The sequence below is a fragment of the Streptomyces sp. MP131-18 genome (assembly GCF_001984575.1).
GTDB classification, from domain to species: domain Bacteria; phylum Actinomycetota; class Actinomycetes; order Streptomycetales; family Streptomycetaceae; genus Streptomyces; species Streptomyces johnsoniae.
Map to the genome: position 1 here is coordinate 5,316,614 of NZ_LZNS01000001.1, position 16,165 is coordinate 5,332,778.

Genomic DNA, 16,165 nt, shown 5'->3' on the forward strand with positions numbered 1-16,165 from the left:
ATAATACATTGCTGGGGTGAATGCGGCGCGGAACAGTCCACATGTTCGTACGCCTCGGGGATCTGCCGCCCGGACGGGGCGTCACGCCACCGTCTTTGCGGCGGAATTCGCCGGAAACGGGCCGGATGTGTCGCCCCGTCCAGCAGCGGCGAAGACCACGTTGCACGTCACTGGGGTGCCGGTAATAATGACGGCAATAAGGCTGCCCAGAAGCCAGGCGAAAAAGCGGATGCGCGCGTTCGAAACCCCACACGTCCTGCACTTGGAGTGCCATGGCGCCCGTCTCAGCAAATTATCCCCTCGTCATCGGTGTGAGTCCCTTCGGGGAGCCTGATGCCCGGCTCACCGCCGCCGTCTGCCGGGCCGGCGGGCTCGGTGTGCTGGATCTGGGACCGGGTGACCGGCACGCGGCCGAGGCGCTTTCCAGACTCCGTTCCTGGGCGGGCGGCCCGTTCGGCGTCCGCGTCGGTGCGGACTGCGCGCTCGCCCCCGAGGACATGGGCGACCTCCCCGGCCTCACCGCCGTACTGGGCCACGGCGCGCCCTGGCACCCGGCGGATCTGCCCGCCGGATGGCGCGTGCTCGCCGAGGTGACCAGCGCGGCCGAGGCCGTGTCCGCCGTCAACGCCGGCGCGCACGGGCTGATCGCGCGCGGCAGCGAAAGCGGCGGCCGCGGCGGCTCGTTGAGCACCTTCGTGCTGCTCCAGCAGTTGCTCGTCCGCGAGGCCCCCGGCGTTCCGGTCTGGGCCTGCGGCGGGATCGGCCCGCACACGGCCGCCGCGGCGGTGGCCGGGGGTGCCGCCGGAGTCGTGCTCGACACCCAACTGGCGCTGCTCGCCGAGTCCGAGCTGCCCGAGCACCTCGCCGCCGTCGTCCGCCGCCTCGACGGCACCGAGACCACCGTGACCGCGGACGGCCACCGGGTGCTGCACCGCCCCGGCCCCGGCGGGCCCGCCGGGCCGCCGCTGCCCGTCGGCCAGGACGGCTACCTCGCCGCCCGGTTCGCGGACCGGTGGGGCACCGCGGCCCGCGCCGTCGCCGCCGTCTCCTCGGCCGTCACCGCCACATTCCGCGACGACGCTCCGTCCCGCGCGCTGCGCCCCGGCTCCCCCATGAGCCGCGCCCTCGGCACGGAACTGCCCATCGCCCAGGGGCCGATGACGCGGGTCAGCGACCGGCCGGGATTCGCCGCCGACGTGGCGGCCGAGGGCGGCCTGCCGTTCCTCGCCCTCGCCCTCGCCACCGGCGAGCAGACCCGCGACATCCTGACCGCCACCCGCGCCGCCCTCGGCGACCGTCCCTGGGGCGTGGGGCTGCTCGGCTTTGCCGACGAGGAGATCCGCGCCGCGCAGCTCGCCGTCGTCCGCGAGGTGTGCCCCAGCCACGCCGTCATCGCGGGCGGGCGGCCCGCGCAGGCCGCCGACCTGGAAGCCGCGGGCGTCCGCACGTTCCTGCACGTGCCCACCCCCGGACTGCTGCGGCAGTATCTGGCCGCGGGCAGCCGCAGGTTCGTCTTCGAGGGCTCGGAGTGCGGGGGCCACGTCGGCCCGCTGACCAGCTTCGCCCTGTGGGAGGCGCAGCTCGCCGTCCTCACCGGCTTCCTCGACGAGCCGGGCCGCGCGCCGGAGAGCGGCGGGGGCATCGAGGTGCTGTTCGCGGGCGGCATCCACGACCAGCGCTCCGCCGCCATGGTCGCCGCGCTCGCCGCGCCGCTCACCGCACGCGGCGCCGCGGTCGGCGTTCTCATGGGCACCGCCTACCTCTTCACCGAGCAGGCGGTCGCCCGCGGCGCGATCGGCCCGGTCTTCCAGCGGCAGGTCCTCACCGCCGGTTCCACCGCGCTCCTCGCCACCGCGCCCGGGCACGCCACGCGGTGCGTGACCAGCCCGTTCACCGGTGAGTTCGACGCCGCGCGGCAGGCGCTGCGCGAGGCGGGTGTGCCCGAGCGCGAAGCCTGGCCCGAGCTGGAGAAGCTGAACCTCGGGCGGCTCCGCATCGCCAGCAGGGGCGTCGAGCGCGTCGGCACCGAGCTGGTCCCCGCCTCGGAGGAACGGCAGCTGGCCGCCGGGATGTTCATGGCCGGCGAGGTCGCCGTGCTGCGCGCGCGGACCACCACCGTCGGCGAGCTGCACCGGGCCGTCGGCCCCGGCGCCGCCGAGCACTTCGCGGCGCGGGCCGCCGCGCTGCGCGCCTCGGCCGCCCCGGCCCAGGACGCCGCCGAGCCGCCCGCCCCGCTGGACATCGCCGTCGTCGGCATGTCCTGCATGTTCCCCGACGCCGCCGACCTCGGCACCTTCTGGGCCAACGTGCTCGGCGGCCACGACGCGGTGACCGAAGTGCCGGGCGAGCGCTGGGACACGCGCGTCTACTACCGGGCGGACGGGGCCGGGGACGGAGACGGGAGCGGGGACGGCACCCACCCGACCAGTCCTTCCAAGTGGGGCGGGTTCCTGCCGCGTATACCCTTCGACCCGCTGGCCTACGGCATCCCGCCGGCCGCGCTCGGCAGCATCGAGCCGGTCCAGCTGCTCGCCCTTGAGGCGGCACGCCGCGCCCTGGACGACGCGGGGTACGGCGCGCGCCCGTTCGACCGCTCCCGCACCTCGGTGATCTTCGGCGCCGAGTCCGGCAGCGACCTGTCCCAGGCGGCGGCGCTGCGCACCGTCCTGCCGTCCTACCTGGCGGAGCTGCCCCCGGGGCTCGCCGAGCAACTGCCGCCGCTCACCGAGGACTCCTTCCCCGGCATACTGGCCAACGTCATCGCGGGCCGCATCGCCAACCGCCTCGACCTCGGCGGCGCCAACTACACCGTGGACGCGGCCTGTGCCTCCTCGCTCGCCGCCGTCGACGCCGCCTGCAAGGAGCTGGCCGCCGGATCGAGCGACGCGGTGCTGTGCGGCGGCGCCGACCTGCACAACGGCATCAACGACTACCTCATGTTCGCCTCGGTGGGCGCCCTTTCGCCCACCGGCCGCTCCCGCACCTTCGACGCCGGGGCCGACGGCATCGCGCTCGGCGAAGGCGTCGCCTGCGTCGTCCTCAAACGCCTCGCCGACGCCGAGCGCGACGGCGACCGCGTCTACGCCGTGATCAAGGGCGTCGGCGCGTCGAGCGACGGCCGCGCCCGCGGACTGACCGCGCCGCGGCCCGAGGGACAGCGCGCCGCGCTGCGCCGCGCCTACCGCGCCGCGGGCGTCTCGCCCGCCGACGTCGGCCTGGTGGAGGCGCACGGCACCGGCACCGTGGTCGGCGACCGCACCGAGCTGACCGTGCTCACCGAGGTGTTCGCCGAGGCCGGGGCGCGGCCCGGAAGTTGTGCGCTCGGCTCGGTCAAGTCGCAGATCGGGCACACCAAGTGCGCGGCCGGTCTGGCCGGGCTCATCAAGACCGCGCTCGCCCTGCACACCGGCGCCCTGCCCCCCACGGGCAACCTGACGCGGCCCAACCCGGCCTGGGACCGCGAACGCAGCCCGTTCGTCTTCCACACCGCGCCGCGCCCGTGGCCGCTGCCCGCGGCCGAACGGCTGGCGGGCGTCAGCGCCTTCGGTTTCGGCGGGACCAACTTCCACGTGGTGCTCGGCGGCCATGCCGCGCCGCCGCCCCCGCACGGCCGCGAGGTGTGGCCCGCCGAGCTGTTCACCTTCCGCGGCCACGACCGGGCCACGGCCGTGCGCGAGGCCGAACGGCTGCTCGCCGCCCTGGAGACGGGCCACGCCCCGCTGGCACGCCTCGCGCGGGACACCGCCCGCCGTTCTGACGCCGCGGGCGGCACGGTGCACATCGCCGTGGTCGCGGGCAGCACCGGCGAGCTGGCCGCGGCCCTGCGCAAGGCGCTGGCCGGCGGCCACGACCCGGCCCTCGGCATCCACCTCGCGCCCGAGCGGCCCGAGACGCCGGAGACGACGGAGACGCCCGAGCCGCCGGGCCGGGTCGCGTTCCTCTTCCCCGGCCAGGGCAGCCAGCGGCCCGGCATGTTCGCCGAGCTGTTCCTCGCGTTCCCCGAAACGCAGCGCCACCTCGGCCTGCTGCCGGGGCTCGCCGACACCCTGTACCCGCCCGCCGCGTTCGACGAGGACGCGGCGGAACGGCAGCGGGCCGCCGTCACCGACACCCGCGTCGCCCAGCCGGCCCTCGGCGCCGTCGGCCTCGCCGCGTTCGACCTGCTCGGCCGCGCCGGCATCCGGCCCGACCTGGCGGGCGGCCACTCCTACGGCGAGCTGGTGGCGCTGTGCGCGGCGGGCGCGCTGAGCCCCGCCGACCTGCTGCGGCTCAGCGGCCTGCGGGCCGAAGCGCTCCTCGCCTCGGCCGCCGGGGACCCGGGCGCCATGGCCGTCGTGCCGGCGCCCGCCGCCGAGGTCGAACGGCTCCTCGCCGACGGGGCCGCGGCGCGGGACGGGCACGTCGTCCTCGCGGGCGACAACGCGCCGGACCAGTGCGTCATCTCCGGCGGGACCGCCGCGGTCGCCGAGGCCGTGGCGGGGCTGCGCGCCGCGGGCCTCACGCCCAGACCGCTGCCCGTGGCCTGCGCCTTCCACAGCCCGCTGATGGCGGACGCGGGACCGGCGTTCGCCCGCGCGCTGGCCGGATACCGCTTCCGCGCCCCGGAGTTCCCCGTGTGGGCCAACCGCACGGCCGCCGCCTACCCGGCGGCGGGCGAGTCCATCCGCGCCGAGCTGGCCGCTCAACTCAGCGCGCCCGTGCGGTTCGTGGCGCAGATCGAGGCCATGTACGCGGCCGGGGCCCGGGTGTTCGTCGAGGCGGGGCCCGGCGCCGTCCTCACCGGCCTGGTGCGCAAGATCCTCGCCGGCCGCCCGCACCACGCCGTCGCCGTCGAGCCGCGGCCCGACGCCGGGCTGCGCGGCCTGCTGAGCGCGCTCGCCGAGCTGGCCGTCGCCGGTCTTGACGTGCGCACCGGCTGGCTGTTCCACGGCAGGGGCGGTGCGCCCGTGCCCGAGCGGGCGCCCGGCTGGCTGGTGGACGGGCACCTGGTGCGCACGGCGGACGGCGAGCCGCTGCCAGGCGGGCTGCGCCCGGCCCGGCGCGTTCCGGCCGCCGCGCCCGGGACCGGCGAGCCGGCCGCACGGGACGCGCTGGTCACGCAGTTCCTCACCACCACCAGGGAGTTGGTCGCGGCCCAGCGCGATGTGCTCCTGTCCTACTTCGGTGGTGCCGCGCCGCCAGGCGTGCTCCCCGAGCCGGGCCCCGCGCTGCCCGCGCCGTCCGCTCTGCCCGCCCTGAGCGCCGACGCGCCCGTTCCCGTGACGCCCGCCGCCCCGGCGGCCCCGGCCGGCGCGGCGCCCGCGGCGCCCACGGCGGAGGCCGCCGCGCGACCGGCCGCCAGCACGTTGGACACCGTGCTAGGCGTCATCAGCGAACGCACCGGCTACCCCGTGGACATGCTGGACCCGGCACTCGACCTGGAGGCCGACCTCAGCATCGACTCCATCAAACGCACCGAGATCGCGGGCGAGTTGGCCGCGCGGCTCAGCGGTCCTGGCGCGGCGCCGCTGACGGACGCCGAGGTCGACCGGCTCTCCGGCGCCCGTACCGCGGCTGCCATCGCCGACTGGCTGGCCGGGCGTACCGCCGCACCCGTACCCGCGCAGCGCTCGGCCGAGCCGCGGACGGATGTGCCGCGGACGGATGTGCCGCGGCCGGAGGTGCCGCGCGGCACCGCGCCGAAGCGGCTCGTTCCGCACCGCGTGCCGCTCGCCGCGCAGCCGGAGCCGGGGGACCTCGCGGGGCGGCGCTTCGCCCTGCTCGGCGAGGGGCCGCACGCGGAAGCCCTCGCCGCCGCACTCGCCGCCCGCGGCGCCCAGCCCCTGCCGCGGGCGGCAGGACACCTGCTGTCCGAGCGCGAAGGCCCGCTGGACGGCGTGCTGTTGCTCGGGCCGCTCGCGGGCGGGGCCGAGCGCCCGCCGCTGCCCGCCGCGTTCCCGGTGATCCGGGCAGCCCTGCGGCTCGGCCCCGGGCGGCTGCTGTGCGTGCGCCCGGCCGAGGGCCGGGCCACCGGCCTCGACGGGCTGCTGCGCACCGTGGCCCGCGAATACCCCGGCACCCTGGCACGCGTGGTCGGCATCGACCCGGCCGCGCCCGCCGACGCGACCGCCGCGCTGCTGCTCGGCGAGCTGGCCGACGCGGACCGCGCCCCCGTCGTCCTGCACACGCCCGCGGGGCGGCAGGGCTACGCGACCGCGCCGGCCGCGCTGACGCCGCCCCCAGGGCGTTCGGCCGCGGCCGACGGCACGGCGCTCGGCCTCGGCCGCGACGCGGTGGTGCTGCTCGCGGGCGGCGCCCGCGGCATCACCGCGCACGTCGCCACCGCGCTCGCCGCGGCCACCGGCTGCCGCATCGAGCTGCTGGGCCGCACCCCGCAGGCCGTGGAGCCCGAGGCGGCGGACACGGCGCGGGCCGCGGACCGTACGGCGCTGCGCGCCGCACTCGCGGCCCGCGGCGGCGCCGACCCGGCCGCGATCGAGCGCGAGGCCGCGCTGATCCTGGCCCAGCGGGAGATCGCCGCGACCCTCGCCGAGCTGAACGGGCTGGGCGCCGAGGCCCGTTACCAGTCCGCCGACCTGCTGGACCCGGAGTCGGTGCGGCAGGCCGTCAAGGCGGTGCACACGCGCCACGGGCGGCTGGACGGCGTGGTGTGCGCGGCCGGGGTCATCGAGGACCGGCTGATCGACCAGAAGACCCCCGAGTCCTTCGCCCGGGTCTTCGCCACCAAGGTGGACGGCGCGCGAACGCTGCTCGACGCGGTGGCCCAGCTGTCCCAAGTACCCCGGTTCGCGGTGCTGTTCGGCAGCGTCTCCGCCGTACTGGGAAACCGGGGGCAGGCCGACTACGCCGCGGCCAACGACGCGCTCGAAGGCGTCGCCGCCGCCTGGGCGGCCCGTACCGGGGCGCGCGCGCTGACCGTTCACTGGGGGCCGTGGGCGCCGTCCGCGGCGCATCCGGGGATGGTCTCGCCGGAGCTGGGGCGGGACTACGCGCGGCGCGGCGTCGGCCTCATCGAGCCGGACGAAGGCGCGCGGGCCCTGCTCGACGAGCTGGCCTGGGGCGATCCGGCGCAGGCCACCGTCGTGTACACCGCGGCGGACGGGTGGGGCGCGTGACGGCGGCGCGGGGGGCGGTCCCCCCGGTCCCCCCGGTCCCCCCGGTCGCCGTCGTCGGCATGGCGGCGATGCTGCCGGGCGCGCCCGATCTGGCGACCTACTGGCGCAATCTGGTCGCGGGCACCGACGCGATCACCGAAGTGCCGGGCGAGCGCTGGGACCCGGCCTACTACCCGGACCCGGTGTACTGCCGGCGCGGCGGCTTCGTCGACGAGTTCGCCGAGGTGGAGGTCACCAGGTTCGGCATCATGCCGGGCGCGGTGTCCGGCACCGAGCCCGATCAGCTGATCGCGCTCTCGGTCGCCGCGGACGCCATCGCGGACGCGGGCGGGACCGAGCGGCTGCCCGACCGCGACCGCGTGGGCGTGATCCTGGGCCGCGGCGGCTACCTCTCGCCCGGCCTGGCCCGCCTCGACCAGCGGCTGCGCACCGCGCACCAGCTCACCCGCACCCTGCGCGAGCTGCTGCCCGAGCTGGGCGATGAGCAGCTGAGCCGGGTGCGTGCCGCCTTCGAGGAGCGGCTCGGGCCGCACCGCCCCGAGCACGCGATCGGCCTCGTGCCCAACCTCGCGGCCTCGCGGCTCGCCGGCCGCCTCGACCTGCGCGGCCCGGCCTACACGGTGGACGCGGCCTGCGCGTCCGCGCTCATCGCGGTGGACCAGGCGATCGCCGCGCTGGCCTCCGGCGCGTGCGACGTCATGCTCGCCGGGGGCGTGCACCACTGCCACGACATCACCCTGTGGAGCGTGTTCGCCCAGCTGAAGGCGCTCTCGCCGAGCCAGCGCATTCGCCCGTTCCACGCCGGGGCCGACGGCCTGCTCATCGGCGAGGGCACCGGAGTCGTGGTGCTCAAGCGGCTGGCCGACGCCCGGCGCGACGGCGACCGGGTGTACGCCGTCATCCGCGGCTCCGGGGTCGCGGGCGACGGCCGGGCCGGGGGCCTGGTCAGCCCGGACCCGGGCGGCCAGGCCCGGGCCGTGCGGCTGGCCTGGCGCGCCGCGGGCCTCGACCCCCGCGCGCCAGGCGCGTTGGGGCTGATCGAGGCGCACGGCACCGCGACGCCCGCCGGGGACGCCGCGGAACTGGCGACGCTGGCCGAGGTGTTCGGCCCGCCGGGCGCGGGTGACGCGCCCGTCATCGGCTCGGTGAAGTCGATGATCGGCCATCTCATGCCCGCGGCCGGGGCGGCGGGCCTGATCAAGGCGGCGCTGGCCGTGCACCGAGCGACGCTGCTGCCCACGCTGCACTGCGACGATCCGCATCCGGCGCTCGCGCGGACCGTGTTCCGGCCGCTGGCGGGCGCGGCGCCCTGGGAGGGCGGCCCGCGCCGCGCCGCGGTCAACGCGTTCGGCTTCGGCGGGATCAACGCGCACCTCGTGCTGGAACAGGACCCGGACGCCCCCGACGGCCGGGCCGCCGCGGGTGCGGGTGCCGGGCCCGCGGCCGTGCGCGAGCCGGAGCGGGTGCTGCGGCTCGCCGCCGCGGGCCCGCGGCCGCTGGCGGAGCTGCTCGACGCGGACGACGCCGCGGTCCGTGCCCTGCCGCAGCCGCCCGCCGCCGCGCCCGCGGCCGAGGGCGAGAGCCGGCTCGGGCTCGTCGAGCCGACCGCGAAGCGGATCGCGCTCGCCCGCCGCGCGGTCGCGCGCGGCCGGGCCTGGCGCGGCAGGGACGATGTGTGGTTCAGCCCGCGGCCCCTGCTCGGCGGCCCGCGGCCCGGCCTGCTGGCGTTCGTCTTCCCCGGTCTTGAGGCCGAGTTCGAGCCGCGCGGGCTCGCGGAGGTGGCCGAGCGGTTCGGTCTCGCGCTGCCGGCGCGCGCCGCCGCGGACACCGGTGACACCGTGCGGCAGGGCCTCGGCGTGCTGTCGGTCGGCGGGCTGATCGAGGCGGCGCTGCGGCGGATGGGCGTGGTGCCGGACGGCGTGGCCGGGCACAGCGTCGGGGAGTGGTCCGCGATGGTCGCCGGCGGGCTGTACGGGCGCGAGCAGTCCGACCGGCTGCTCGCCGCGTTCGACCCGGACTCCCTCGTGGTGCCCGGTCTGGTGTTCGCGGTGCTCGGCACCGCGGCGGACCGGGTGACCGAGGCGCTGGCCGGCCGGCCGGACATCGTGCTCAGCCATGACAACTCGCCGCACCAGACGATGGTCTGCGGTCCCGAGCCTGCCGTGGCGGAGCTGGTGCGGTGGTTCCGCGCGCGGCGGGTCCTGGGGCGGGTGCTGCCGTTCAGGTCCGCCTTCCACACGCCGATGCTCGCGCCCTTCCTGGCGCCGCTCGCCGCGAGCGCGGAACGGCTGGAGGTGCTGCCCGCGGCGCTGCCGGTGTGGTCGGCCACGACCGCCGCGCCGTTCCCGGCCGATCCGGCGGGCGTGCGGGAGCTGTTCCGGCGGCACCTGCTGGAGCCGGTGCGGTTCCGGCCGATGATCGAGGCGATGCACGCGGCGGGCTACCGGGTGTTCGTGCAGGCGGGCACCGGGCAGCTGGCCTCGCTGATCGACGACACGCTGACCGGCCGCCCGCACCTGACCGTGGCGGCAAACTCACCGCACCGCGGCGGCCTCGCGCAGCTGCGCCGCGTCGCGCTCGCGCTGTGGACGGAGGGTTCGCCCGCCGCGGCGGAGGCCGAGCCGGGCCCCGCGGCACAGCCGGCGCGCGCCGCCGTGCCGCGCGTCGGCGTGCCGTCGGCGCGGCTGCCGCTCGGCGGCCCGCTGGTCTCGCTGCGCGCGGAGGACCGCGCGGCCCTCGGCGCCGCGCTGCGGTGCGCGCTGGCCGACCGCGCGGCCCGGGACGGGGCGCGGGACCCGGCTCCGGCTCCGGCCGGGGCCGCGGAGCCCGAGCTGGCCGGACTGCGCGACCTGGGCGAACGGGTCCCCGCCGCCGGGGAGTTGGCCGCGCTGCTCGCCGAGACCGCCGGTGCCGCGACCCGCGTCATCACCGCGGCCCGCGCGCCACGGCCGCCCGCGGCGCCGCTGCGCAGCACGCTGCGGATCTCGACCCGCACCATGCCCTACCTGCTCGACCACTGCTTCTTCGCGCAGCCGCCCGGCTGGCCCGACATCGCCGACCGGCGGCCCGTGGTGCCCGCCACCACCATCGTCCAGCACATGCAGGACGCCGCGGAGCGGGCGGCGCCCGGCCGCCGTGCGACGGCGCTGCACGGCGTGCGGTTCGACCAGTGGGCGGACGCCCTGCCGGAAGCGACCGCCGACATCACCGTCACGCCCGGCGCGGGCGGCGCGTTCACGGTCGCCTTCGGCGCATACGCCCGCGCCCGCGTCACCGTCGCGGCGCACCACCCCGCGCCGCCCGCCCCCTGGCCCGCGCCCGCCCCCGGCATGGAGTGGCCCTGTGCGCACGGCCCCGCCGACCTGTACGCGGACCGCTGGATGTTCCACGGCCCCGCGTTCCAGGGCGTCACCCGCCTCGCCGGCACCGGGGAACGGCACATCCGCGGCACCATCACCGCGCCCGCCGCGCCGGGCGCGCTGCTGGACAATGTCGGCCAGCTCCTCGGGTACTGGCTGATGGCGACCAGGCCGGGCCGGGCCATCGTCTTCCCGGTGCAGATGGACGCGATCCGCTTCCACGGGCCGCAGCCCCCGCCCGGCACCGACGTGGAATGCACCGTCCGCGTCACCGGCCTCGACGAGACGTCCGTGACCGCCGACGTCCAGCTGACCGTGGGCGGCCGGGTGTGGGCGGAGATCGACGGGTGGCGCGACCGCAGGTTCGCCGGGCCGCTCTCGCTGCGCTCCGGCGGCTACCCGGAGCGGCGCCCGCTGGCGCGTCAGCAGCCGGGCGGCTGGTGGCTGCTGACGGACCAGTGGCCCGATCTGGCCTCGCGGGAGCTGGTGATGGGCACCCAGCTCGGCAGCGAGGAACGTGCCGCCTACGCCCGGCGCCCCCCGCGCGGGCGCAGGGAGTGGCTGCTCGGCAGGATCGCCGCGAAGGACGCGGTGCGCGGGTGGTTGTGGCGGCATGGTGAGGGCGACGTCTTCCCCGCGGAGATCGGCATCGGGAACGAGCCGACCGGGCGGCCGTTCGCCACCGGTCGGCACGGCCGGGCGCTGCCGCCGCTCGATCTGTCGCTCGCGCACCGCAAGGACGTGGCCGTCGCGCTCGCCCGCACCGCGGGCGCGGGCGCGGGCATCGACGTGGAGCTGATCGCGCCGGACACCGAGCGCGCCGTCGCGGTGGCGCTCGGCCGGGACGAACGCGCGCTGCTGGATGCGTGCGCCGCCGGGGGCGCCGAGCCGGGCGACGCGTGGTTCGCGCGGTTCTGGGCCGCGAAGGAGGCCGCGGCCAAGGCCGAGGGCACCGGATTCCGCGGCCGCCCGCGGGACTTCGCCGTCGTCGAGGCGGGGCGGGACCAGCTGGTCGTGGCCACGGGCACGGGCCGCCACCGGGTGCGCTGCACCCGCGTCACGCACGGGGCGAGGGTCTACGCCGTCGCCTGGACCGTACCCAACGAGCACGAGGAGAAGAGCGAGTGAGCGTCGTACAGCCGGTCGCGACCAGGGAGGCCGTGCTGGCCACGATCGCCGGGATGATCACCTCGATCCTCGGCGACGACGAGACCGACGAGACCGACGAGACCAGAGAGACCGGGGAGACGGGCGAGGCGGGCGAGGCGCAGGACCTGGGGTTCGAGATCGGCATGGACACCAGCCTCGGCGAGGACCTGATGCTGGAGAGCATCGACCTGGTCGCCCTCTCCGAGCGCCTGGCGGACCGGTACGGGGAGCGGGTCAACCTCGCCGAGCTGATCGCGGGGATGGAGCTGGACGAGCTGATCGAGCTGACCGTGGGCCGGCTCGTCGACCACGTGCTCGGCGGCATCGAGCCGGCCGGGGAGCGCTGAGCGGTGCCGATGGTCGAGGCCAACGGCGTGACGCTGAACGTGGTGCGGCTGCCCCCGCGGCAGGCCGCGGCGGAGCGGCCCGCGCCGGTCGTGGTGTTCCTGCACGGCGCGTTCATCGACAGCCTGGCCAGCTTCTACTTCACGCTCGGCCCCGCGTTCGCCGCGCGGGGCTGCGAGGCCGTCATGTACGACATGCGCGGGCACGGGCGCAGCGAGCGGCCGCGTTCCGGATACACCGTGCAGGACTTCGGCGCCGACCTGCGGGCGCTGCTGAGGCGGCTCGGCGTCACCCGGCCCGTTCACCTGGTGGGCAATTCCTTCGGCGGCACCGTGGCGCTCGACCACGCGCTGCGGTGGCCGGGGAGCACCGCCTCGGTGCTGGTCATCGAGTCGGGTCCGGCGACCGAGCAGTGGGCGGCGACGATGCGCGCCGCGCTGCGCGACACCACGGGGGGCGGGCTCGACGCCGGGTCGCTCTCGCGGTTCGTCGAGCTGTACGGGACGGTCTCGTCCACCAGGAGCGGGCCGCGGCACGAGGCGCGCATCGAGCGGCTCGGCCGGTCCGCGGGGCGGCTGATCGGCTCGACCACCATCGTGCAGGACATCACGGCGGGTCGGCCGGTGACGGAAGAGGAGATCCGTGCCGTCGACTGCCCGGTGCTGCTGGTGAACGGCAGCCGGGGCCTCGTCGGCCCGCAGTCGGCGTGGCTGGCCTCGGTACTGCCGCGGGCGCGGATCGCCGAGGTCGCCGGGATGAAGCACTCGGTGCTGGTGGAGGCACCGGACGCGGTCGGCCGGCTCGCACTCGACTGGGTGGGGGAGCACGCGGGCGCGGGCGGCGCGGTGCGCGGGGAGGGCCGGTGAGCCGGTTCCTCTTCGTGGTGCCCCCGCTGGTGGGGCACGTGAATCCGGCCGTGGCGGTCGCGGGCGAGCTGGTGGGGCGCGGGCACGCCGTGGCGTGGGCGGGCGAGCCGGGTCTGCTGGCGCGGCTGCTCCCGGACGAGGGCCGGGTGTTCGCCTGCGCGGTGCAGCCGGACTGGTCGGCGCGGCCGGACGGGCTGCGCGGGGTGGCGGCGCTGAAGTTCCTGTGGGAACGCTGGTTCGGGCCGCTGGCCGAGGCGATGCTGCCGGGTGTGGCGGAGGCGGTGGAGCGGTTCCGGCCGGATCTGATCGTGGCCGATCAGCAGACGGTGGCGGGCGCGCTGGCCGCCGAGCGCGCCGGGCTGCCGTTCGTGACGCTGGCGAGCACCTCGGGGGAGCTGACCGGGGCGGTGGGGCTGCCGAAGGTCGGCGCCTGGACCGCCGAGCTGCTGGCCGGGCTGCGGGCGCGGTTCGGCGACCCGGAGGCCGGGCACGATCCGCGGTTCTCGCCCTGGCTGACGATCGTGTGCTCCACGCCCGAGCTGGCCGGGCCCGTGCCGCCGGACAAGGGGCCGCTGGCGTTCGTCGGGCCCGCGCTCGGCGCGCGCCCGCGCGATGCGGCGTTCCCGTGGGACTGGGTCGGGGAGGGCGGAGGGCTGCCGCTGGTGCTGGTGACGCTGGGCACGGCGAACAGCGCGGCGGGCGCCCGGTTCCTCGGCGCGTGCGTGGCCGCCGTGCGCGAGCGGGCGGACCGCCTGCGTGCGGTGGTCGCCGATCCGGGCGGGGTGCTCGGGCCGCCGTCGGCCGCCCCCGGCCTGCTGGTGCGGCCGGCGGTGCCGCAGCTGCCGCTGCTGGCCGGGGCCGCCGCCGTGGTCTGCCACGCCGGGCACAACACGGTGGCCGAGGCGCTGTGGCACGGCGTTCCGCTGGTCGTGGCGCCGATCCGGGACGACCAGCCGGTGATCGCCGGGCAGGTCACGGCGGCGGGGGCCGGGGTGCGGGTCAGGTTCGGGCGCAGCGGCCCGGAGACGGTCGGCGCCGCGCTGGACGCGGTGCTGTCCGGGCCCGGGTACGCCGCGTCGGCGCGCCGTGTCGCCGCTTCCTTCCGGGCCGCGGGCGGTGCGGCGGCCGCGGCGGAGCAGGTGGAGCAGGTGGAACGGGCGGAACGGGCGGAGAAGCTGGCGGCGGGCACATGAGCGGCGCCGCTCCCGAGAGGTGAGGAGAGCCAGAGGATGACGCCGGACACGGAGCAGATCGCGCGGGCGCGCGCGGACTACCGCGAGGAGCTGGCCGGCGGGCTGGAGCCGTTCCTGCTGCCCCGCAGGACGGACTGCCCGTGGTGCGGGTCGGAACGGCTGACGTGCCGGGTGCGCACCCGGGACTGGTTCCAGAAAAAGCCGGGGGAGTTCACGGTGGACCGGTGCGGGGCGTGCGGGCACGTCTTCCAGAATCCGCGGCTGAGCGAGGCGGGTCTCGCGTTCTACTACCGGGACTTCTACGACGGTTTCTGCGCCGACACCATCGGGCGGCTGTTCGAGGGCGCAGGCCCGCGTTTCCGCGCGAGTGTGGCGGCCGTGACGCCGCATGTGACGTCGGGCACCTGGCTGGACGTGGGGACGGCGAACGGGGCCTTCCCGGCGGCGGCGCGGCGGATGCTGCCGGACACCGAGTTCCACGGTCTCGACATGGGCGAAGCCGTGCTGGGAGCGGAACGGTCGGGCCGCGTGGCGCGGGCGTTCCGCGGCTTCCTGACGGAGCTGGCGAGCACGGAGCTGGCCGGGGCCTACGACGTGGTGAGCATGTTCCACTACCTGGAGCACACGCAGGACCCGCGGCGCGAGCTGGCAGCCGCGCGCGCCGCGCTGCGGCCGGGCGGCCATCTGGTGATCGAGGTGCCGGACCCGGAGTCGCTGTCGGCGCGGCTGTTCGGCCGGTACTGGATGCCGTGGTTGCAGCCGCAGCATCTGAACCTCGTGCCCCTGGCCAACATGCGCAAGGAGCTGACCGGACTCGGCTTCACGGTGCTCGATGTCCGCCCCCGCCCCGCGCACGTGCGCGGGGACGTGATCGCCGCATGCTGGTTTCTGCTGAACCGGGTGCTGCCGCGGGACGACGTGCCCTGGGACGTGCGCCGACCGGGCGCGGCGGCGCGCTTCGTGCGCAAGGGCGGGGTGCTCGCGGCGCTGCCCGCGCTGGCCGCGGCGCAGGGGCTTGACGCGCTGCTGGCCGTTCCGGCCAGGCGCGGCAGGCTGGCGAACGCTTACCGGGTGATCGCCAGGCGCGGGGCGTGAGCCGGGACGTCGGGGCCCGTGGGGCTCAGTCGGCGGCTTCGATGAGGAACTGCTGATCGGCCGTGCCGACGCATGTCATCTGCGCGACCTCGGCGCCCTCCTCGTCGACCGGGCCGATGAAGCCGAGGCACTTGTCGCTGTGGGCGGGCATGATGCGGTAGCCGCCCGCGGTGGGCACGTCCATGGGCTCGATGACGAAACGCTGGTGCGGCAGGCCGTCGTTGCAATCGCGGGGCGCGAGCAGCAGGCCGTCCTCCTGGCCGCCCTGGTCGACGGTCAGGCAGCCGGGTCCGTTGTCGGGGTGGACGAACAGGAGCTGGTAGGTGCCCTCCGCCGCCTGTTGCAGGACGATCCGCGGCGGGGCGGCCGTCGCGGTGGCGCATTCGCGCTGGACGAGCAGCGGCCGGTCGGTCCGCCCGTTGCGTTCGCGTCCCTCGGTCAGGCACATGCCGGTGTGGGCGGGGCGCAGCAGGACGTCGCCGAGGGGCGGGACGTGCTGGTCGGCGCTTTCTGGCGACGGCTGGGCGACGGGGTCCCGCGGCTCGTCGTCGGAGCCGGCGGCGAGGACGCCGCCGATGCCCGCGACGATCAGGCCACCGGCCGCGGCGGCGGTGAGCAGCCGCCGCCAGTGGCGGCGGGCCGTCGGCGCCGCGGGCTGCGGCGGCTCGTCCGGCTCGGCTTCGGTTTCGGCTTCGGCTTTTGCTTCGTCGGTGTCCTGAGCTTCGTCGGGGCCCTCGGCGCCGACGGCGATGCGGGTGCGGGCCGCGAGCCACCGTTCCGCGTCCTCGCCGGTGCCGCCGCAGGCGCGGACCAGCCCGGTGACGACGGCGGCGCTGGGCAGCGAGGTGCGGGTCAGGCTGCCGGCGAGGGTGCTGGTCGGCAGGCTGTGGCCGACCGCCGCGGCGCGTTCCGTCAGCTCCCGGAAGGTCAGGCCCGACGCGTCCTTCAGCGCCCGGAGCGCGTCGACGAACTCCTCGGGCGTGGCGAGGCCCGCGGGGCCGTTCCTCCTGCGCTCTGGCGTCATGGCCGCTCCCCCTCTGTGC

General features: G+C 77.2%; 7 protein-coding genes. 6 read left to right on the forward strand and 1 reads right to left on the reverse strand.

Annotation, left to right across the window (positions count from 1 at the left end; all coding sequences use genetic code 11):
• The first annotated feature begins 272 nt into the window (after nucleotides 1–272).
• The 6 genes from STBA_RS24090 to STBA_RS24115 are packed head-to-tail and all read left to right on the forward strand — an operon-like array spanning nucleotide 273 to nucleotide 15,122.
• Entirely contained in the window at nucleotides 273–7,115 is a 6,843-nt protein-coding gene (locus STBA_RS24090) for a type I polyketide synthase (RefSeq protein ID WP_077061233.1), read from the forward strand.
• Entirely contained in the window at nucleotides 7,112–11,602 is a 4,491-nt protein-coding gene (locus tag STBA_RS24095; RefSeq protein WP_290443905.1) for a beta-ketoacyl synthase N-terminal-like domain-containing protein, read from the forward strand. The genes STBA_RS24090 and STBA_RS24095 overlap by 4 nt, the downstream gene beginning before the upstream one ends.
• Nucleotides 11,599–11,970, forward strand: coding sequence for a phosphopantetheine-binding protein (locus STBA_RS24100; protein WP_077061234.1), 372 nt, complete (start codon nucleotides 11,599–11,601; stop codon nucleotides 11,968–11,970). Before STBA_RS24095 ends, STBA_RS24100 begins: the two co-directional genes overlap by 4 nt.
• A 9-nt stretch (nucleotides 11,971–11,979) precedes the next feature.
• Nucleotides 11,980–12,834 carry an alpha/beta hydrolase gene (locus STBA_RS24105; protein ID WP_253195271.1) on the forward strand — a complete coding sequence of 285 codons (855 nt, stop codon included), beginning with the start codon at nucleotides 11,980–11,982 and terminating at the stop codon, nucleotides 12,832–12,834.
• Nucleotides 12,831–14,027 (forward strand): glycosyltransferase, encoded by a 1,197-nt coding sequence (locus tag STBA_RS24110; RefSeq protein WP_077061236.1) that lies wholly within the window; start codon nucleotides 12,831–12,833, stop codon nucleotides 14,025–14,027. The genes STBA_RS24105 and STBA_RS24110 overlap by 4 nt, the downstream gene beginning before the upstream one ends.
• 36 nt (nucleotides 14,028–14,063) lie before the next feature.
• Complete coding sequence (locus tag STBA_RS24115) at nucleotides 14,064–15,122, forward strand: class I SAM-dependent methyltransferase (protein ID WP_107485103.1); 1,059 nt, start codon at nucleotides 14,064–14,066, stop codon at nucleotides 15,120–15,122.
• A gap of 25 nt (nucleotides 15,123–15,147) precedes the next feature.
• On the opposite strand, the gene STBA_RS24120 is transcribed toward STBA_RS24115, so the two are convergent.
• Nucleotides 15,148–16,146: an RICIN domain-containing protein gene (locus tag STBA_RS24120; RefSeq protein ID WP_077061237.1), complete on the reverse strand. Its 999-nt coding sequence runs from the start codon at nucleotides 16,144–16,146 to the stop codon at nucleotides 15,148–15,150.
• Between the last annotated feature and the right edge of the window lie 19 nt (nucleotides 16,147–16,165).

Excerpts from the sequence above, each read along its gene's own strand:
- STBA_RS24090 (WP_077061233.1), top strand. The coding sequence starts at position 273 with ATGGCGCCCGTCTCAGCAAATTATCCCCTCGTCATCGGTGTGAGTCCC.
- STBA_RS24105 (WP_253195271.1), top strand. The coding sequence starts at position 11,980 with ATGGTCGAGGCCAACGGCGTGACGCTGAACGTGGTGCGGCTGCCCCCG.
- STBA_RS24115 (WP_107485103.1), top strand. The coding sequence starts at position 14,064 with ATGACGCCGGACACGGAGCAGATCGCGCGGGCGCGCGCGGACTACCGC.
- STBA_RS24120 (WP_077061237.1), bottom strand. The coding sequence starts at position 16,146 with ATGACGCCAGAGCGCAGGAGGAACGGCCCCGCGGGCCTCGCCACGCCC.